The sequence below is a fragment of the Massilia violaceinigra genome, from assembly GCF_002752675.1.
Classification (GTDB): Bacteria; Pseudomonadota; Gammaproteobacteria; order Burkholderiales; family Burkholderiaceae_D; genus Telluria_A; species Telluria_A violaceinigra.
This window is the reverse complement of record NZ_CP024608.1, coordinates 6,313,175-6,331,908: the sequence shown is the minus strand read 5'-3', so window position 1 is coordinate 6,331,908 and position 18,734 is coordinate 6,313,175. Positions and strand designations below refer to the sequence as shown.

Here is an 18,734-nt window from a genome sequence, read left to right as displayed (position 1 = left end):
CACATGAAGAATAAAATGATTTTCGGGTTCCACGCGGTGACCTCGCGTCTGCGTCACGAGGCCTCGTCGGTGGAAGAAATTTTTGTCGATGCGACCCGCCAGGATCGCCGCATGCACGATCTCGTCGCCAATGCCAAGGCATTGGGCGTGCGCGTCATGCCGGTCGATTCGGCCCGCCTCGACAAGATCGTCGGAACCCGGCGCCACCAGGGCGTGATTGCCTTTGCCAGCCAGCTGGCGCTGGCGCGCAACCTGGATGAACTGCTCGACGCCATCGAAGGTCCGCCGCTGCTGCTGATCCTCGACGGCATCACCGATCCGCACAACCTGGGCGCCTGCCTGCGCGTGGCCGACGGTGTCGGCGCGCACGCGGTCATCGTGCCGAAGGACCGCGCGGTCGGCTTGAATGCCACGGCGGCCAAGGTCGCCAGCGGTGCGGCCGAAACCGTGCCGTACATCACGGTCACGAACCTGGCGCGCACCATGCGCGAGCTCAAAGAGCGCGACATCCTGCTGATCGGCACCACCGACGACGCGGACAAGGGCTTGTACGAAGCCGATTTCAGTGGCCCGGCCGCGCTCGTCATGGGTTCGGAAGGCGAGGGCATGCGCCGCCTCACCCGCGAAACCTGCGACGTGCTCGTCGGCATCCCGATGTTCGGCTCCGTCGAGAGTCTGAACGTCTCGGTCGCATCGGGCGTGTGCCTGTACGAAGCACGCCGCCAGCGCATCGCGCGCGAAGGCTAAAGCTACTACCCGGGCACGACGGCGCGCAACATCCTGCCGGCGTGTCATCTCCTCCTTACTTGCATGTTCTCACTTGCAAGTTTTCATCTTGTTGCTGCTGTCCGTCGTGAACTTGCCGGCATCCGTCACGTCCGTATACGCGGCAATGTAGTCCACTTCCATCGTGCGCGATTCTCGCAAGCATGTTTATGCGGATCGGGCAAATTGACCGTACATAAGCGGGAGACGGTCGGATACGCTACCATGCCTGTATCGCAACTGTCCCCACGTCCCTGTTTATGTTTTTACACCTGCGCGAAGATATCAAGAGCATCATTGAACGCGACCCGGCCGCCCGTAACGGATGGGAAGTGCTCACTTGTTATCCTGGCTTTCAGGCCATCATGATGCATCGCTGGGCGCAGGCTTGCTGGACCCGCAACCTGAAGTGGATCGGGCGCTTCATCTCTTATTTGGCGCGCATTCTCACCGGCATCGAGATCCACCCGGGTGCGACCATCGGCCGCCGCGTCTTCATCGACCACGGCTTCGGCGTGGTCATCGGCGAGACCGCCATCGTCGGCGACGACTGCACCATCTACCAGGGCGTGACCCTGGGCGGGACCTCGCTCAACAGCGGCACCAAGCGCCATCCGACGCTGGAACGCGGCGTCATCATCGGCGCCGGCGCCAAGGTGCTCGGTTCGTTTACGGTGGGCGAGTACGCCAAGGTCGGCTCGAACGCGGTGGTGATCAAGCCGGTGCCGGCCGGCGCCACGGCGGTCGGCAACCCGGCTCACATCGTGCAGAAAGAGGCCGATACGCGCTCGAGCGCGCATCTGTTCTCGGCCTATGGGGTTACCCCGAACGGCGACGATCCGCTCTCGAAGGCCTTGCATGGCCTGATCAATCACGCGGCGCGCCAGGACGAACAGCTCGACCGGCTGATGGCCCTGATGAAGACGGCCGGAATCGCCTGCCCGAGCACGCCCGAGTGTGATAAATTGGATTCGGTAAAGCTCAATAAACTGGTCGAGTAAGGACATACGCATGACACTAGAAACAACGGGCGGCGCCGACGGCGCTGCCTTGCTGGACCCGTTCGAAATCCGCGTGCTGGCGGTGCTGGCCGAAAAAGAAGGCCTCACGCCGGACAATTATCCGATGTCGCTCAACGCCATCACCAACGGCTGCAACCAGCTCTCGAGCCGCGATCCGGTGATGCAGCTGTCCGACGAAACGGTGCAGGACGTGCTGCAGCGCCTGATGCAGCGCAAGTTCGTCAACGGCATCACCCAGGCCGGCGCGCGCGTGACCAAGTACGAGCACCGCATGCGCATCAAATGGTCGCTGGAGCAGGACAAGCTGGCCGTGCTGACGATCCTGATGCTGCGCGGCTTGCAGACGGCAGGCGAGATACGTACCCGCAGCGGGCGCCTGCACGAATTCAAGTCGGTGGCCGATGTCGAGGCGTGCCTGCAATTTTTGATCGATAAATACCCGCCGATCGTGGCACGCCTGGCGCTCGCGCCGGGGACCAAGGAGCCGCGCTATGGCCAGCTCCTGGGCGGTGACGCGGCGCTGTCGCAGCAGGAATCGTCGTTCGGGGTGGTCAGCGCGCCGGCCCAGGGCAGCAGGGTGGCGCAGCTGGAACAGGAAGTTGCAGCGCTGCGCGCCGAGGTCGACGACCTCAAGCTGCAGTTCATCGCCTTCAAGACGCAGTTCGAGTAACTGGCGCTGACGTTTCTGCCCTCGCAGAAACGTCAGCAGTGGCCCCGGGTGTCAGCCTTCGTCCCGGAACCGGCGCAGCCGGATCGCCGCGTAAATCATCGCCATCCCCGCAACCGCCCCGACCCACACGCCCGGTGTCGCCAGGCTGGTCCATGATTCGGACAGCAGACTGCTCACGCGTTCGATTGTGATCTGTCCGCCGCGCCCATCCATGGCGCTCGCCTCACCGCCCAGCCAGCTGCCGGGCACCAGGCCGAACAGGATGCGCACCACTACCGTTTCCATCAGCGTTAGTGCGGCGTGCCCGGCGCCCAGCACGTACACGATCCACTTGACGAGCACCAGCGCAATCACCGGCACGCCCACCGCCCACAGAAACACCTTGGACCTGGCCCAGGCCGACACCATCAGCAGCCAGCCGACCGTCGGCAGCGCCCAGATCAGGTACACCGGCAGCATGCCCAGCGCCCGCAGCGGCGCCAGCAGGATAATCGGGTTGGTCAGCAGGGCGCCGAACACGTTCACACCGTTCAGGGCGGCGATCACGCCGGCGAACAGCACCAGCAGCACCGCGGTTGCCGTGCTCACGCCGATGACGATCAGGGGCGCCACGATGGTCACCGTGATCACTTTCGACAGCACCGTGTGCGTGTCCGAGAGCGGCAGCGACTTCCAGAACAGGATGCTGCGGTCGCGCCGCTCGTCGTACAGCGCGCCCAGGCAGTAGAAGAACGTGGTGGCGGTCAGCATCAGCAGCAGCGGCAGGGTGCCGACCAGGCTGAGCATGGCCAGACGTCGGCCACGCCCTTGAGGGCACCGGGCACCAGCGCCTGGCCCTGCAAGGTGCCGGTCAGCAGGCGCCGGAACGGCGAGTCCGACGAGCCGATGCCGAAGCCGACCGTCAGGACCGTGACGGCGACCATCACGATGGCCAGAATGGCGGGCGCGCGCAGGAACGATCCCTTGTGCTCCCAGTACTCGCGCTTGAGCAGCCAAGTCAGTGTGTTCATGCGTAGCTTCCTTTCATGGTCGCGACGAACAGGTCGGCGACGCTGGGGTTGCGGGTTTCGCCGAGGACGGCGAGCTGCTCGCGCGCCACGCCGTCGAACAGCATGACGGCCTTGCCGAACACGGTGCGCTGGTCGATCGGCTGCAAGGCATTGGCGGCGATGACTTTGTCGGGCGCGACCATCACCTCGACGAAGCGTTCGCCGACCTCGTCCATCGAGGCCGCCAGCACGATCTTGCCGTCGCGGATGAACATCAGGTCGGTGAGGATGTGCTCGACTTCCTCGACCTGGTGGGTGGTGATGATGATGGTCTTGTTCTCGTCAAAATAGTCTTCCAGCAAGTTTTGGTAGAACTGCTTGCGGTACAAAATGTCCAGGCCCAGGGTCGGTTCGTCGAGCACCAGCAATTTGGCGTCGATGGCCATCACCAGCGCCAGGTGCAGCTGCACGATCATGCCCTTGGACATGGACTTGACCTGCATATCCGGCTTGAGCTTGGTCGCGGCCAGATAGTGTTCGGCCTTGGCGCGGTCGAAGCGGGGATGCACGCCGGCGACGAAGTCGATGGCTTCCGACACGCGCAGCCAGCGCGGCAAGATCGCCACGTCGGCGATGAAGCACACTTGCTGCATCAGTTCATCGCGCTCGGTGCGCGGGTCCAAGCCGAGCACCGACAGTTCGCCCTCGAAGGCGGTCAGGCCGAGCGCGGCCTTGAGGGTAGTAGTCTTGCCGGAGCCGTTGGGGCCGATCAGGCCGACGATCTTGCCGGCCGGGATATCGAAGCTGATGTTGTCGATCGCCACCGACTTGCCGTAGCGCTTGCTCAAGCCGCGCGCGCTCATGACGGGCTTCGCCACGGCGCTCATGATTTGCCTCCGTCTTGCGCGCGCGGCAGCTGGTCGACGTCGAGGCCGAGGCGGCGGATGCGTTCGAGCATGGCCGGCCATTCTTCACGCACGAAGCGCTCGCGTTCGCTGGCGAGCAGTTTTTCGCTCGCGCCTTCAGTCACATACATGCCAATTCCCCTTCGTTTTTCTACAAGGTTCTCGTCCACCAATTCCTGGTAGGCGCGCGAAACCGTGATCGGATTGAGCTGGTATTCGGCCGCCACCTGGCGGACCGAGGGCAGGGCGTCGCCGGCTTTCAGGGCGCCATCGAGCATCATGCCGATGACCTTGTCCTTGAGCTGGCGGTAGATGGGCGTGTTGTCGTTCCAGCCGATTGTCATGGCGGGCCCTTCCGGTGGTGTGGTGCTGCCTGGTGAGACATGTGTCCTCCCTGTTGGTGAGGTGATGATTTGGTGATGTAGTGAACTATAACACTGATCCTGTTGCCGACAAGCGTATGCATGTGAAATAAATAAGGAGCAATGACCCAGGCTGCCACTGAGCAGGTACTGCCCGAAAGTGACTATATTATTTTCCTTGTGTAAATATTCAGTGGTGTTCTGTTATATTCACGGGCGTTTTCCTTCCGAAAAAACGGCTGTCATTGCGCGCCGCCGCCACTGCGCATGACGCGCTTCGCCGCGCGCCGCAGCCCGCCGTGCTCGCGTGAGTGCTTCTCCGACCAACCTGACTTTCCTTCGTACCATCCATGACAAGCAAACCTTCTACACCGGGCCGTCAGGTCATCCTGAACCATTCGCTCTCGCTGGCACTGTGCGCCGCCCTGGCCGCCTGCGGCGGCGGTGGTGGGGGCGGCAATCCCGCGCCGCCGACAAGCGTCCAGAGCTACGAGATAGGCGGCACGGTCGCCGGCCTGGAGTGGGGCGTCCCGCTGTCGCTGGCGAACGGTGGCGACAGCGTCGTGGTGGACCGCGATGGAACGTTCCAATTTCGTCAGCGGGGACGCGAGGGTGCGCCGTATGCGGTTGCCGTGACCGCGCCTGCGGGGCGTTCGTGCAGCGTCACCGATGGCGCCGGTACGGTCGGCAAGGGCGCCGTGAGCAACATCAGGGTCAATTGCTTCCCGCTCATCCTGGCCGGCACGGCGGTGCCGCTGCACACCTCGTCCGGCATGTCGATGGACAAGTCGGGCAATACCTTCATCATGGATCTCGGGCGTCAGGTCGTGCTCAGAATCACGCCGGCCGGCGCCATCTCCACCCTGGCCGGTTCGGCCAGTGTGTTCGGCGCCCAGGATGGGGCCGCCGGCGCGGCCAGTTTTCATTTCGACCGCCGCTCGCGCATGATCGTCGATGGCGTCGGTAACCTGATCCTGGCCGATACCTGTAACAATACGCTGCGCAAGATCACGCCGGCGGGCTTGGTCAGCACGATCGCGGGCACGCCACGCCGGGTCTGCGTCTACGCCAAAAAAGCGGTCGAGATACGCGACGGTGCCGGCGCGGCGGCGCTGTTCGACCAGCCTTTCGAACTGGCGCTCGCGACCAACGGCGACTATCTGGTGCTGGAGCAGGGCGCGCGTTATCGGCGCGTGACCCCGGCCGGCGTCGTCACCACGGTCGGCTGGACCAACCCGGCCGGCAGTGCGGCGCCGCTGACCCAGCCGCACCTCGTGGCGATGGGAAAAGATGGCACGCTGTACGCCGCCGACTACAGCAAGGTCTACACGATCGCGGGCGGCGTGGCGACCCTGCTGGCGGGCGACGGCGACGATACGAAACAGTTGAGCGATGGCATGGGCAGGTCGGCGGTGTTCGGTGCTCTGTCGTCGATGAAGGTCGATGCGGTCGGCGACCTGTTTCTCTCGGATGTGGGAATGGTACGCAAGATGACGCCCGCTGGCCTGGTCAGTACGCTGGCCGGTGGCGCGGACTCGAATATCGGACCACCGGGCTATGGCAATGGGCCCCGCCTTGCTTTCTCAGGAATGCTGGCATTCGATCCGGCGGGGAATATCGCACGCCTGGGCGACGATGATGTGTTACAGACTATCACCAGGTCGGGCGTCGTGACTACCTCGGCTGCAACGCCGTACTACATGGGTAGCAGCGACGGCGCGGGCTCGAATGCGAGGTTCCTGCAAACCGCGCGCCTGTCGGTTGACGCCGCCGGCAGCCTGTACTTCGCCGATTCCAATTACAGGGTCGTGCGCAAGATTATTCCCGAAGGTGTCGTCACGACGTTCGCCGGTTCGCGCGGATCGTGGAGCGCCAGCCTCGATCCGATCCAGTTCGTCTTTCCAAGGGCGGTCGCGCTCGACGCGGCCGGCGCCGTGTATGTGGCCGACACGCGCTGGATCGGCAAGATCGTGGCCGGGAAAATGACCGCGATCACCCCCACGCCGGCCCTGCCGCGGATCGTGGAAATGCGGATCGATGCGCAGGGCAACGTGCTGGCCTCGATGCCGGAAAAAGTGGTCAGGATCACGCCATCGGGCCAGGTCAGCGTGCTGGTCGACGTCCAGCGCATGCTCAAAGCCACCGGCCTGACCGATCCGTCGGATGGATTCAATCCGACCGGCCTGACGCTGGACGCGGCGGGGAACCTGTACATTGCGGACACAGTCAGTGCGACCATCCTCAAGCTCGACAAGCAGGACGTGCTGTCGGTCTTTGCCGGCGTGCCGGGCCGGCACGGGAGTGCAGATGGCCCCGCGCGCTCGACGGCGCTGGGCTTTTACTCCCCGGTGCAAATGAGCTTCGCGCCGAATGGCGATCTGTATATGAGCGGGCACGGCAAGGTGCGCAAGATCAGTCCGGATGGCTGGCTGTCGACACCGCAGTTAGGGTGGGGCAATGTGGACATCCACAGCATGGTCTACAGCCAGGGAAAACTGTACGGCATGACGGCCGGTGCGGTGATGCAGACAGTGTTGCCGCCCAACTGAGCGGGCCTGACACGCGGCGCACCCCACCTGAGGGGGGGCGCGCCGGAGAGTCCACTTGCCGACCTTTCCGGGCAGGCTCAGCGAACCCGAGGCGACCTTGAACACGTGCGCCACGCACAGCAGCGGGCTATGCATGCTGGCGTTGACCCGCAGCGCGGCCGTCACGCCGTCGAAACCGACGTCCGGCAGCACGCCGGCGTCGTTGAACGGCACCCGCACTTCCAGCGTCGCGTCCTTGAACACCGGACTGTAACGCGGGCTATCGATCAGCAGCGGCAGCCCGCGCCAGGTTTTCGGCAGTGCCGGCGTGGTCCCGGCGGGAATGTCGACCACCTTGAGCGCGCCCTTGCCGCAGGCGGCGTCCGGTTTCAGGACCACCCAGTGCGAATGCCAGAGGTCGCCATCGTTTTTCAGGTCGCCATCGCCATTTTCGTCATACAGGGGCGTATCGTCGAAATCGGGGTGCGAGGTCACGGCAAGGGCCAGGATGCCGGCGCCCTTGTCGAAGCCGACCACCGATGGGTCGAGCGTGGTTGGCCAGACATATGAAAACACGCTGCCGGCGGGCAGTTTTCCGGTCGCGGAAGGATGCGACTGACCCGCCTTGCCGGAGACGGCGATGTGGAAAACCGCCGTGTTGCCTTCTTTGGCGATCCGGGTATGGACGATGTCGAACGGGGCATTGACCGCCTTGGCCGACCGGCTCGGGCAAGGTACGCAAGATCACGCCGGACGGCACGGCATCGACGCCCGTGCTGGCCTGGGGTTACCCCAGCCTGGCCAGCATCGTGTACAGCCAGAAACGGTTGCTGGGCATGACTGCCTTCGCCGTCCTCGAGACCCCGCTGCCGCAGTAAGTATCGCCGCGCGCTGCCAGCCTTGTTGGCGGATGCGCGGCGCCCCGGTACGAACATTTGAGTAGTGTTGCGCAAGCAAAATGGGTATATTCCGCCTTCTCAGATATTTTCCAGATAGTTAAAAGATCCAATGCGACACGACCAACTGCCATTTCCCCCTTCCACGGTCATGCGCCGCGGCGCTGCACTGCTTGCATGCCTGTTTTTCGCGGCCTGCGGCGGCGGGGGATCGGGCGGCTCGTCCACGCCGACCCCGCCAACGGTCGTGGCGCCACCCGCATCCACATGCGGCGCCGGCGCAGCCGACTACATGGCGGCGGGCGACGATGACATGGCCGCGCTCGGCATCACCTGCGTGCAGTCCGTGCGCGCCGGCAAGGAAACCGTGCTGCAGATCCCGCATGGCATGGCGCTCGACAAGGCTGGTAATACCTATATCCTCGACCGCGCCAAGCAGGTCATCTTCAAGCTCACGCCGGCGGGCGCGATGTCGGTGCTGGCCGGTTCGATCGGCAACTACGGCAGCCAGGATGGCGCCGGCGGCGCGGCCAGCTTCAACTTCAACTACCAGTCGCGCATCATTGTCGACACGGCGGGCAACCTGATCGTGACCGATACGTGCAACAACACGCTGCGCAAGATTACCCCGGGCGGCGTCGTCAGCACGCTGGCCGGCGTCACCGAGCCGGCGTGCGAGGGCGATAACGGCACGGGAATCTCGCGTGACGGCTTGGGCGCGCAAGCGCTGTTCAACCGTCCGGCCGAGATTGCGCTCGACGTCAATGGCGACTACCTGGTGATCGAACAGCGCGCCATCCGCCGCGTGACCCCGGCCGGCGTGGTGAGCCGTATTACCTGGGCCAACGACCCCGCGAATAAGCAGGCACTGATCTTGCCCTCACGCATGGCCGTGGCCGGCGACGGCTCGCTCTACGTGGTTCAACTGGCGCGCATTTACCGCATCGCCGGTGGCCTGGCCAGTTTTGTCGCCGGCGGTGGCAACGCCGCCAGCGACGATAGCGTGCGTGACGGCACCGGAGCCGAGGTGATTTTCAGGTCGCCACGCGCCCTCGCGGTCGATGCGGCGGGCGATGTCCACATCGGCGATTACAAGACCTTGCGCAAGATGACGCCAGGCGGCGTGGTCAGCACGGTAGCGGGCGACGGCAAGGACGGGGACGTACGCGATGGCACGGGAGCGCAGGCGCGCTTCTCGTTCATCAGCCAGCTGATGATCAATTCATCGGGCAACGTGCTGGCGCTCGATACCGGTGCCCCGGCGATCCGGACGATCACGCCGGCCGGGGTGGTCACCACGTCGGCCGCCACGCCGGTAACCAGCGCGAGCGTGGACGGCAAGGGCGGCGCGGCGCGCTTCAACCGGCGCGATGGCACCGCCGCCGATGCCGCCGGCAATCTGTACATCGCCGATTACCAGACCAACCTGGTGCGCATGGTCAGCCCGGACGGCGTCGTGAGCGTGTTTGCAGGCCATGGCGTCAAGGGCGCCGTCTTCACGCATCCCTACAGCATTGCGGTAGGCCCGAACGGCACCGTGTATGTGGTCGATAGCGAGAGGATTTCCCGGATCGACGGCGGCGCGACCACCACGGTGCTGGCGCATCCGGCCGGCGGCGACAGCGATGTGTACGATATTGCTGTGGACGCCGAAGGCAACCTGGCCATTGCCGGCTACTATTCTGTCAGCCAGGTGTCGTCTTCGGGCAAGGTGACCCAATTGATCACCGATGTCGGCTATGGCCCGCGCGACCCGAACGACTTTTCCTTCCGGCCGGCCAGCATTGCCTATGACCGCCTTGGCAATCTGTACGTGGCCGACAGCGACAGCAAGGCCGTGTACAAATACAGCAAGGACGGCAAGCTGACCTTGTTCGCCGGCTCGCCCGGCTGGATGGGCGACCGTGACGGCCCGGTCCGCACCGCCATGCTGGGCTTTCACGGGACCGTGGAAATGGCGTTTGCGCCGAATGGCGACATGTATCTGAGCGGGCAGGGCTTGCTGCGCAAGGTCAGGCCGGACGGCACGGTATCGACCCCGGCGCTGGCCTGGGGGAAACCCGTGCTCGGCGGTATCGCCATCGGCAACGGGATGCTGATCGGCATGACGGGCTACGCCGTGCTGCACACGCCGCTGCCGGCGGACTGACCGCCCGGGCGGTTCAGCCGAGCAATTTGCCGTCGAGGTCGTGGCGCGTGATGGCGCCGTCCTCGCCGATGGCGATCCAGCCGCCGCGCGGCGGCTCGCCATCCGGTTCCCAGTCCGGCAGCACGTAGCGGCGCTTGCCGTCCTTCTCGTGCAGCGCCGGGCGGTGCGTGTGGCCGTGGATCAGCACGTCGGTGCCGGTGGCGGCGAACAGCGCGTCGATCGCCTGCGGCGTGACGTCCATGATTTCCATGGTCTTGGTGCTGTGCGCTTCCTTGCTGCCTTCGCGCAGGTTGGCGATGATCGCCTTGCGCTGGGCCAGCGGCATGGCGAGAAATTGCGCCTGCCACGCCGGCTGGCGTACCTGCTTGCGAAATGCCATGTAGTTGATGTCGTCGGTGCATTCGGCGTCGCCGTGCACGAGCGTAATTTTCTGACCACCGATGTCGGCGATGTGCGGCTCGGCCAGCAATTGCATGCCGGCGGCGTCGGCGAAAGCCTGGCCGACCAGAAAGTCGCGGTTGCCGGCGATCCAGTAGACCGGAATGCCGGCCTCGCTCACCGCGCGGATGGCCGTGGCGATCCGGCGGTGCAGGGGTGCGTCGAGGTCGTCGTCGCCCGCCCAGTACTCGAACAGGTCGCCGAGAATGTACAGCGCGCGCGCGGCCATGGCGCGTTCTTCCAGGAAGGCGAAGAAGGCGTCCACGGTGCGCGCATGCGCGGCCTGCAAGTGCAGGTCGGAGATAAACAGCGCGAGCGTTCGCGCGGGCAGGGTCATCGCTGCACTGCCGGTGTGGTTTGCCCGCGCATCATGCTCAGATGACGGTGATTTTTTCGATGATCACCGGCTCGACCGGCACGTCGGCGAACATGCCGCTGTTGGCGGTCTTGACCTTGCGGATCTTGTCGACCACGTCGGTGCCTTCGCTGACCTTGCCGAACACGGCGTAGCCCCAGCCGTCCTGGCCTGGATAGTCGAGGAAGCTGTTGTTCTTGACGTTGATGAAGAACTGGGCCGATGCCGAGTGCGGCGCCGAAGTGCGGGCCATGGCCAGGGTGTACATTTCGTTCTTGAGGCCGTTCTTGCCTTCGTTTTCCACGGTCTGTTCGGCTGGCTTTTGCTTCATGCCTGGCTCGAAACCGCCGCCCTGGACCATGAAGTCGCCGATGACGCGGTGGAAAATCGTGTTGTCGTAGTGGCCCTTGGCCACGTAGTCGAGGAAGTTGGCAACCGATTTCGGTGCTTTTTCGGCGTCGAGTTCGACGGTGATGTTGCCCATGTTGGTGGTGATGAGTACGGCCATGTTGGTGTCCTGTTGGTTAGGTTGTTGTGTGGGTGCTTTCAGTTTGCTACGAAAGGCGCCCGCTATTTTACTGCTTCACGATGGTTGCCGACTTGATGACGATAGGCATCACAGGCACGTTCTGGTTGCCGCGCACGTCGTCGACCATCACGCCCTTGATTTTGTCGACCACTTCCTGACCCGAAATGACCTTGCCGAACACGGTGTAGCCGAAGCCGTCGCGGCCCGGATAGTCGAGATTGGTGTTTTCGGCGACGTTGATGAAGAATTGCGAGGTGGCCGAGTTCGGATCCTGGGTGCGCGCCATGGCGACCGAGTAGGGCACGTTCAGCAAGCCATTCTTGGCTTCGTTCTGGACCGGTTTGTTGGTGCGGCGCGGGATCATTTTTTCATCCATGCCGCCGCCCTGGATCATGAAGTCGTTGATGACGCGGTGGAAAATCAATCCCTTGTAATGGCCGCTTTTAACGTACTGCAGGAAATTGGCGACCGTTTTCGGCGCTTTTTCCTGGTCCAGTTCAAGGACGATTTCGCCCATGCTGGTCTTGAGCGAGACCTGCGGCGTATCGCTGGCGAGAACGGCGGTACTGAGGGTCAGGCCGCAGAACAGGGTGAGAAAACGTGCGACCAGGGGCATGCGGAACAATAACGAATCTTGCATTTAGAATCCTTGACGTGAGGTGCTTGTTGTTATATGGAGGCGAGGCTGTCAAGCCTTTACCGCAAAAATAAACCTGATCCATATGCGGCCAGCCGGGATTTTAACAATGCTATACTTTGTACAGAACGTCCCATTCTATCAAAGAAGAACAAGACAGAGGGCTCCGACGATCTCGATGCAAACCACGCCTGACCGGCGCGCGCCCACCGCGGCGATCGCGCCCGGTTGTCGTTTTGCCCGAGCGCGGCGCGCGCTGTAACGAGTAAGAATCCGATGAGCCAATTAAAGATCTACAACACGCTTGCGCGTGAAAAGCAGGTATTCACCCCGATCGAGCCCGGCAAAGCCGGCATGTACGTGTGCGGGATGACGATCTACGACTACTGCCATATCGGCCATGCGCGCATGATGATGGCGTTCGACGTCATCTATCGCTGGCTCAAGGTATCGGGCTACCAGGTCACGTACGTGCGCAACATTACCGATATCGAAGACAAGATCATCAAGCGCGCCGTCGAGAACGGCGAGTCGATTTTCTCGCTGACCTCGCGCTTCGAAAAGTATATGGACGAAGACACCACCGCGCTCGGCATTCTGCCGCCCGACGTGGTGCCGCACGCGACCGCCTACGTGCCGCAGATGCTGTCGATCATCGCGCAGCTCGAACAAAAGGGCCTGGCCTACAAGTCCGACGATGGCGACGTGAACTATGCGGTGCGCAATTTTCCCGGATACGGAAAGCTTTCCGGCAAGTCGCTCGACGACCTGCGCGCGGGCGAACGGGTTGACGTCAATACCGGCAAGCGCGATCCGCTCGACTTCGTGCTGTGGAAGGCTTCCAAGGAATCCGAGCCGGACGAAGTCAAATGGGAATCGACCTGGGGCAGCGGCCGCCCGGGCTGGCATATCGAATGCTCGGCCATGTCGTGCGCGACCCTGGGCGAACACTTCGACATCCACGGCGGCGGCGCCGACCTGCAGTTCCCGCACCACGAGAACGAGATCGCCCAGTCCGAAGGCGCGTTCGGCCATCCGATGGCCAACTACTGGGTGCATAACGGCTTCGTGCGCGTGGTCGACGAAAAGACCAATGTCGCCGAAAAGATGTCGAAGTCGCTGAACAATTTCTTCACGATTCGCGACGTGCTCAAGCTGTACGACGCCGAAGTGATCCGCTTCTTTATCTTGCGCGGGCATTACCGCAGTCCGCTGAACTATGGCGCCGCCAATCTCGACGACGCCAAGGCGGCGCTGACACGCCTGTACACGGCGCTGGCCGGTGTCGACTCGGGTGCCGATGCGCTGGAAGTCGACTGGAACGAAGCGCACGCAATCCGTTTCCGCGAAGCGATGGACGACGACTTCAACACGCCGATCGCGATCGCCGTGCTGTTCGACCTCGTCACTGAGCTGAACAAAAGCAAGTCGGTCGCCCACGCGCGCCAGTTCAAGGCGCTCGCTGCCGTGCTGGGCCTGCTCGAACGCGCGCCGCAGGAATTCCTGCAGGCCGGGGGCGAGGAGGGCGGTCTGGACGAAGCGGCAATCGTGGCGGCCATCACAAGGCGCAGTGAAGCGAAAAAAGCGCGCAACTTCGCCGAGTCCGACACCATTCGCGCCGAGTTGCTGGCGGCCGGCATCGTCCTCGAGGACAAGCCGGACGGCACGACCAACTGGCGCCGCGCATGATGGCGCCAACCAGGGAAACGGCGGGGACCACTCCGCCGCCGCTAGAGGTGCCTGCGTACTGGGAACAAGCCAAGATCGAACTCATGAAGCGCGACCGCATCATGAAAAAGCTGATCCCGCAGTTCGGCGACCTGCATCTGGTCGGCCATGGCGACCCGTTTACGACGCTGGCGCGCTCGGTGGTGGGCCAGCAGGTCACCACCAAGGCTGCCGATGCGGCATGGAACAAGCTGCTCACGGCCTGTCCCAGGATCACGCCGGCACAGGTGATCAAGGCCGGCGCCGAGCAATTGTCGGCCTGCGGGCTGTCCAAGCGCAAGACCGAGTATATCCTCGACCTGGCCGACCATTTCAAGGCCAAGCGCGTGCACGCGAACCAGTGGGCCGAAATGGATGACGAAGCCGTCATCGCGGAACTGGTCCAGATTCGCGGCATTGGACGCTGGACAGCGGAAATGTTTCTGATATTCAATCTGCTGCGTCCCAATGTCTTGCCGCTCGACGATCCTGGCCTTATTCAAGGTATCAGCCAGAACTACTTTTCCGGTGAACCGGTATCGCGCAGCGATGCGCGCGAGGTATCGGCTAATTGGGAGCCGTGGAGAACGGTCGCTACGTGGTATTTGTGGCGTAGCCTCGATCCGGTTCCGGTAGAATAGCGCCTGAAGTGGCCGTGCGGTGGGGTATGCTGCGGCCAGAATTTACCCGGAGGTATAATGATTAAACAAACTTTCCTCAGTTTTGAGCAGCCAATCGCAGAGCTTGATGCCAAAATTGAAGAGCTGCGCTTCGTCCAGGACGATTCGGCGGTCGACATCTCCGAAGAAATCGACCGCCTGGCCAAGAAGAGCCAGCAACTGACCAAAGATATCTACGCCAAGCTCACGCCATGGCAGGTGTCGCAGATTGCGCGCCATCAGCAGCGTCCGTACACCATGGACTACGTGAACGAAATCTTTACCGACTTCCACGAACTGCACGGCGACCGCACCTACGCGGACGACCTGTCGATCGTCGGCGGCCTGGCCCGCTTCAACGGCCAGGCCTGCATGGTCATCGGCCACCAGAAGGGCCGCGACACCAAGGAACGCGCGATGCGCAACTTCGGCATGCCGAAGCCCGAAGGCTACCGCAAGGCCATGCGCCTGATGAAGCTGGCCGAAAAATTCGGCTTGCCGATCTTCACCTTCGTCGACACCCCGGGCGCGTTCCCAGGCATCGACGCCGAAGAGCGTGGCCAGTCCGAAGCCATCGGCCACAATCTGTACGTGATGGCCGAACTCAAAGTGCCGCTGATCGCCACCATCATCGGCGAAGGCGGCTCCGGCGGCGCGCTGGCGATTGCCGTGGGCGACGCCGTGCTGATGCTGCAATACGCGACCTACTCGGTGATTTCGCCGGAAGGCTGCGCATCGATCCTCTGGAAGACCTCCGAGCGCGCGTCCGACGCGGCCGATGCGCTGGGCCTGACCGCGCACCGCCTGAAAGCGATGGGCCTGATCGACAAGATCATCAACGAGCCGCTCGGCGGCGCCCACCGCGATCCGAAGAACATGGCCGTCATGCTCAAGCGCGCGCTGGCCGACACCCTGCGCCAGTTCCAGGGCATGAAAACCAAGGATCTGATCGAAGCCCGTCACAACAAGTTGATGAGCTACGGCAAATTCAAAGAAACGACGCCGGCCGAAGAGTGAACCCGACCACCAACGCAGCGCTTGCAGCGCAGTTTGCGCAAGCGCTTGACGCGTTGCGTGCGCAAGGCGACCGCCCTTCGGTGGCGATCGCCTACAGCGGCGGGCTCGATTCCTCGGCCCTGCTGCACCTGGCGGCCCAGTACGCGTCCGCCCATGATGTCCAACTGTTTGCTTTCCACGTTCACCATGGCATCAGCCCCAACGCCGATGCCTGGCTGGCGCATTGCGAAGCGGCCTGCGCCCGTCTCGGCGTGTGCTTCGCCGCGCGCCGCGTGGTGCTGGAAAAAACCAAGTCCGGTGTCGAAGCGGCCGCCCGCAAGCTGCGCTACGCCGCCCTGGGTGCCCTGTGCCTTGAGCACGGCGTGCGCCTGATGCTGACCGCCCACCATCTCGATGACCAGGCCGAAACGGTGCTGCTGCAACTGCTGCGCGGCTCCGGCACGGCCGGCTTGTCCGGCATGGATGCGGCCAACGCCGCGCCCGAGCTGCTGGGCAATCCCGGCCTGGTGATGGCGCGTCCCTTGCTGCCGGTCTCGCGCCAGCAGCTCGAGGCGTACGTGGCCGCGCACGAGGTGGCCTACGTCGAGGACGAATCGAACACCCACCCGCGCTATGCGCGCAATGCCCTGCGCCACCAGGTGATGCCGGCCCTGGCCACGGCCTTTCCCGGCTACCAGGAACGCTTTGCGCGCAGCGCCGCGCACGCGCAGTCGGCCCAGCGCCTGTTGACCGAACTGGCCGTGCAAGACCTTGCCGGCTGCCTGATCGAGGATTGCATCGATGTCGCCAAGCTGCGCACGATGAGCCTGGACCGCGCCTACAACATGCTGCGCTACTGGTTCGGCCTGCGCGCGCTGCGCATGCCGTCGACCGCCTGGCTGACCGAAATGGTGACCCAGCTGGTCGAAGCGCGCCACGACGCGCAGCTGCTGGTGACGCATCCCGACTGCCACATCCGGCGCCACCGCGACCGCCTGTACATCACGCCCAAGCTGGCCGACCTGGCCGGCCAGCGCGATCCGGACGACGAAGGCATTTTTGTGAAGGAAGGCGAGCATTTCACCTGGACCGGTGAAGCGAGCATGGCATTCCCGGCTTACGGCGGCGTGCTGCATTTCGACGTGGCGGAGCAGGGCTTCGATGCCGCCTGGCTGCGCGCGCAAGCCTTGCAGATCGACTTCCGGAAGGGCGGCGAGCGCCTGAAACCGGCCGCCAACCGGCCCACGCGCCCGCTCAAGTATCACTACCAGGCCTGCAACGTGCCCGCCTGGGAGCGCGAACGCTTGCCGGTCGTGACCAGCGGCAAGGATTTGCTGTTCGCGGCCGGCATCGGCATGGATTGCCATCATTTCGGGGCCGCTCCCGGCTCCCTGATCAGCCTGCGCTGGGAAGCACGTCAGGCCTGAGGACTACCCGGAAAAGTAATTTCGATATAGCAATTACGTATAGGTTTGGCCGCCGACTGCCTTGTTTTTTTGCATCGCAGCATGTAGAGTAAAGCCCTCCTTTTTCATTTAACCGAGCGGAAACTTCACTCTTATGGCTTTAATCGTCCACAAATATGGCGGAACGTCGATGGGCTCGACCGACCGCATCAAGAACGTTGCGGCACGCGTCGCCAAGTGGCATGACGCGGGGCACCAGATTATTGTTGTGCCTTCGGCAATGTCCGGCGAAACCAATCGCCTGATCGGCCTGGCAAAGCAACTGATGGAACAGCCTGATCCGCGCGAACTGGACATGATTGCCTCCACCGGTGAACAGGTTTCCGTCGGCTTGCTGGCGATGGCCTTGCTGGCCATCGGCAAGCCGGCTGTTTCGTATGCAGGCTGGCAAGTCGCTATCAAGACCGACTCGGCCTTTACCAAGGCGCGCATCGAGTCGATCGACGACGTCAAGGTCAAGGCCGACCTCGATGCCGGCAAGATCGTCATCATCACCGGTTTCCAGGGTGTCGATGCGAACGGCAACATTGCCACGCTTGGCCGCGGCGGCTCGGATACCTCGGCGGTGGCGATCGCGGCGGCGATGAAGGCGCAGGAATGCCTGATCTACACCGACGTCGACGGCGTCTACACGACCGATCCGCGCGTGGTGTCGGAAGCGCGCCGCCTGAAAACGATTACGTTTGAAGAAATGCTGGAGCTGGCCTCGCTGGGCTCGAAAGTGCTGCAGAGCCGCTCCGTAGAATTCGCTGGCAATTACCGTGTTCCGACCCGCGTGTTGTCGTCGCTGACCGATCCCCTGATGCCGCTCGAAGAAGAAGCCAACTCGGGCACCCTGATTTCGTTTGAGGAAGATACAAATATGGAACAAGCCGTCATCTCCGGCATCGCATTCAACCGCGATGAGGCCAAAATCACCATCCTGGGCGTGCCGGACAAGCCGGGCGTGGCGTACCACATCCTGGGGCCGGTGGCCGATGCCAACATCGAAGTCGACATGATCATCCAGAACCAGTCGGTGGAAGGCAAGACCGACTTCACGTTCACGGTGACGCGCGGCGAGTATGCGAAGGCGATGGGCGTGCTCGAAGGCGTCAAGAACGATATCGGCGCGGCCAGCATTTCGGGCGACGCCAAGGTGTCGAAAGTGTCGGTCGTCGGGGTGGGCATGCGCAGCCACGTGGGCGTGGCCTCGCAGATGTTCCGCACCCTGTCGGAAGAGGGCATCAACATCCTGATGATCTCGACCTCGGAGATCAAGATCTCGGTGCTGATCGATGAAAAGTACATGGAACTGGCCGTGCGCGCGCTGCATAAGGCGTTCGATTTGGAAAAAGCATAATATTTCCAAAAAGTGGATGCGCATCATTGCAAAATCCACGCCCAGCCGGTATGATCCTGGTCTTCTGATCTGGTGAAACCTACTGGGCAGAATGGAGATGTGGCCGAGTGGCCGAAGGCACGTCCCTGCTAAGGACGCATATGGGGTAACCTGTATCGTGAGTTCGAATCTCACCATCTCCGCCAGAATCCTGTCCAGGTTGCTCCTGGACTGACAAGAACCCGCAGCGCTCGTCATGAGACTGCGGGTTTTTTGTTTTTTCTTCCCGGCATGCTTCGGTGAAGCGTTAATTTTTCGGTGGGAAGGGTGCTGCGGCCCT

The 18,734-nt window shown here is 63.2% G+C and carries 18 protein-coding genes and 1 tRNA gene; 11 read left to right on the top strand and 8 right to left on the bottom strand.

Translation table 11 applies throughout. The features are described 5' to 3' along the window. Positions 1-3: 3 nt before the first annotated feature. The 3 genes from rlmB (at position 4) to CR152_RS27165 (ending at position 2,457) form a co-directional block, all read left to right on the top strand. Complete coding sequence (gene rlmB / locus CR152_RS27175) at positions 4-747, top strand: 23S rRNA (guanosine(2251)-2'-O)-methyltransferase RlmB (protein ID WP_099880211.1); 744 nt, start codon at positions 4-6, stop codon at positions 745-747. 278 nt (positions 748-1,025) lie between these two features. Further along, entirely contained in the window at positions 1,026-1,766 is a 741-nt protein-coding gene (gene cysE / locus CR152_RS27170; protein WP_099880209.1) for a serine O-acetyltransferase, read from the top strand. A 10-nt stretch (positions 1,767-1,776) separates the two neighbouring features. Next, positions 1,777-2,457 (top strand): YceH family protein, encoded by a 681-nt coding sequence (locus CR152_RS27165; protein ID WP_099880208.1) that lies wholly within the window; start codon positions 1,777-1,779, stop codon positions 2,455-2,457. A 51-nt stretch (positions 2,458-2,508) separates the two neighbouring features. Here CR152_RS27165 and CR152_RS27160 read toward each other — a convergent pair whose 3' ends face one another. From CR152_RS27160 to CR152_RS27145, 4 genes are read right to left on the bottom strand one after another with little or no spacing between them, the layout of a single operon-like run. Continuing rightward, the gene (locus tag CR152_RS27160; protein ID WP_099880206.1) at positions 2,509-3,243 is read right to left on the bottom strand and encodes a hypothetical protein; all 735 of its coding nucleotides are present in this window, start codon (positions 3,241-3,243) and stop codon (positions 2,509-2,511) included. After that, complete coding sequence (locus CR152_RS27155; RefSeq protein ID WP_099880204.1) at positions 3,207-3,467, bottom strand: hypothetical protein; 261 nt, start codon at positions 3,465-3,467, stop codon at positions 3,207-3,209. Before CR152_RS27155 ends, CR152_RS27160 begins: the two co-directional genes overlap by 37 nt. Then, positions 3,464-4,333, bottom strand: a complete 870-nt coding sequence (locus tag CR152_RS27150; RefSeq protein WP_099880203.1) for an ABC transporter ATP-binding protein — start codon at positions 4,331-4,333, stop codon at positions 3,464-3,466. The genes CR152_RS27155 and CR152_RS27150 overlap by 4 nt, the downstream gene beginning before the upstream one ends. Beyond that, positions 4,330-4,695: a GntR family transcriptional regulator gene (locus CR152_RS27145; RefSeq protein ID WP_099880201.1), complete on the bottom strand. Its 366-nt coding sequence runs from the start codon at positions 4,693-4,695 to the stop codon at positions 4,330-4,332. The genes CR152_RS27150 and CR152_RS27145 overlap by 4 nt, the downstream gene beginning before the upstream one ends. 368 nt (positions 4,696-5,063) lie before the next feature. Between CR152_RS27145 and CR152_RS27140 the strand changes: the two genes are divergently transcribed. Then, entirely contained in the window at positions 5,064-7,262 is a 2,199-nt protein-coding gene (locus CR152_RS27140) for an NHL repeat-containing protein (RefSeq protein ID WP_099880199.1), read from the top strand. Here the strand turns inward: CR152_RS27140 and CR152_RS27135 are convergent. Next, on the bottom strand, positions 7,158-7,817 hold the full coding sequence (locus CR152_RS27135; RefSeq protein WP_229413647.1) for a hypothetical protein: 660 nt from the start codon (positions 7,815-7,817) through the stop codon (positions 7,158-7,160). The genes CR152_RS27140 and CR152_RS27135 overlap by 105 nt on opposite strands. A 432-nt stretch (positions 7,818-8,249) precedes the next feature. On the opposite strand from CR152_RS27135, the gene CR152_RS27130 reads away from it, so the two are divergent. Beyond that, the gene (locus tag CR152_RS27130; protein WP_157778765.1) at positions 8,250-10,286 is read left to right on the top strand and encodes an NHL repeat-containing protein; all 2,037 of its coding nucleotides are present in this window, start codon (positions 8,250-8,252) and stop codon (positions 10,284-10,286) included. 13 nt (positions 10,287-10,299) lie between these two features. Here the strand turns inward: CR152_RS27130 and CR152_RS27125 are convergent, their stop codons facing one another. From CR152_RS27125 to CR152_RS27115, 3 genes are all read right to left on the bottom strand, one after another. Then, entirely contained in the window at positions 10,300-11,061 is a 762-nt protein-coding gene (locus CR152_RS27125; RefSeq protein ID WP_099880196.1) for a UDP-2,3-diacylglucosamine diphosphatase, read from the bottom strand. A 37-nt stretch (positions 11,062-11,098) separates the two neighbouring features. Further along, entirely contained in the window at positions 11,099-11,587 is a 489-nt protein-coding gene (locus CR152_RS27120) for a peptidylprolyl isomerase (protein WP_099880195.1), read from the bottom strand. 67 nt (positions 11,588-11,654) lie between these two features. Further along, complete coding sequence (locus CR152_RS27115) at positions 11,655-12,248, bottom strand: peptidylprolyl isomerase (RefSeq protein ID WP_099880193.1); 594 nt, start codon at positions 12,246-12,248, stop codon at positions 11,655-11,657. Positions 12,249-12,521: 273 nt separating this feature from the next. On the opposite strand from CR152_RS27115, the gene cysS reads away from it, so the two are divergent. From cysS to CR152_RS27085, 6 genes are all read left to right on the top strand, one after another. Then, positions 12,522-13,934, top strand: a complete 1,413-nt coding sequence (gene cysS / locus CR152_RS27110) for a cysteine--tRNA ligase (RefSeq protein WP_099880191.1) — start codon at positions 12,522-12,524, stop codon at positions 13,932-13,934. Continuing rightward, positions 13,934-14,593 carry a DNA-3-methyladenine glycosylase family protein gene (locus CR152_RS27105; RefSeq protein ID WP_099882831.1) on the top strand — a complete coding sequence of 220 codons (660 nt, stop codon included), beginning with the start codon at positions 13,934-13,936 and terminating at the stop codon, positions 14,591-14,593. The genes cysS and CR152_RS27105 overlap by 1 nt, the downstream gene beginning before the upstream one ends. Before the next feature lie 57 nt (positions 14,594-14,650). Further along, positions 14,651-15,628, top strand: a complete 978-nt coding sequence (locus CR152_RS27100) for an acetyl-CoA carboxylase carboxyltransferase subunit alpha (protein WP_099880189.1) — start codon at positions 14,651-14,653, stop codon at positions 15,626-15,628. Continuing rightward, complete coding sequence (tilS, locus tag CR152_RS27095; RefSeq protein ID WP_099880187.1) at positions 15,625-17,034, top strand: tRNA lysidine(34) synthetase TilS; 1,410 nt, start codon at positions 15,625-15,627, stop codon at positions 17,032-17,034. Before CR152_RS27100 ends, tilS begins: the two co-directional genes overlap by 4 nt. 133 nt (positions 17,035-17,167) lie before the next feature. Next, complete coding sequence (locus CR152_RS27090) at positions 17,168-18,415, top strand: aspartate kinase (RefSeq protein WP_099880185.1); 1,248 nt, start codon at positions 17,168-17,170, stop codon at positions 18,413-18,415. Positions 18,416-18,508: 93 nt separating this feature from the next. Then, a tRNA-Ser gene (locus CR152_RS27085) sits at positions 18,509-18,600 on the top strand. Positions 18,601-18,734 lie beyond the last annotated feature (134 nt).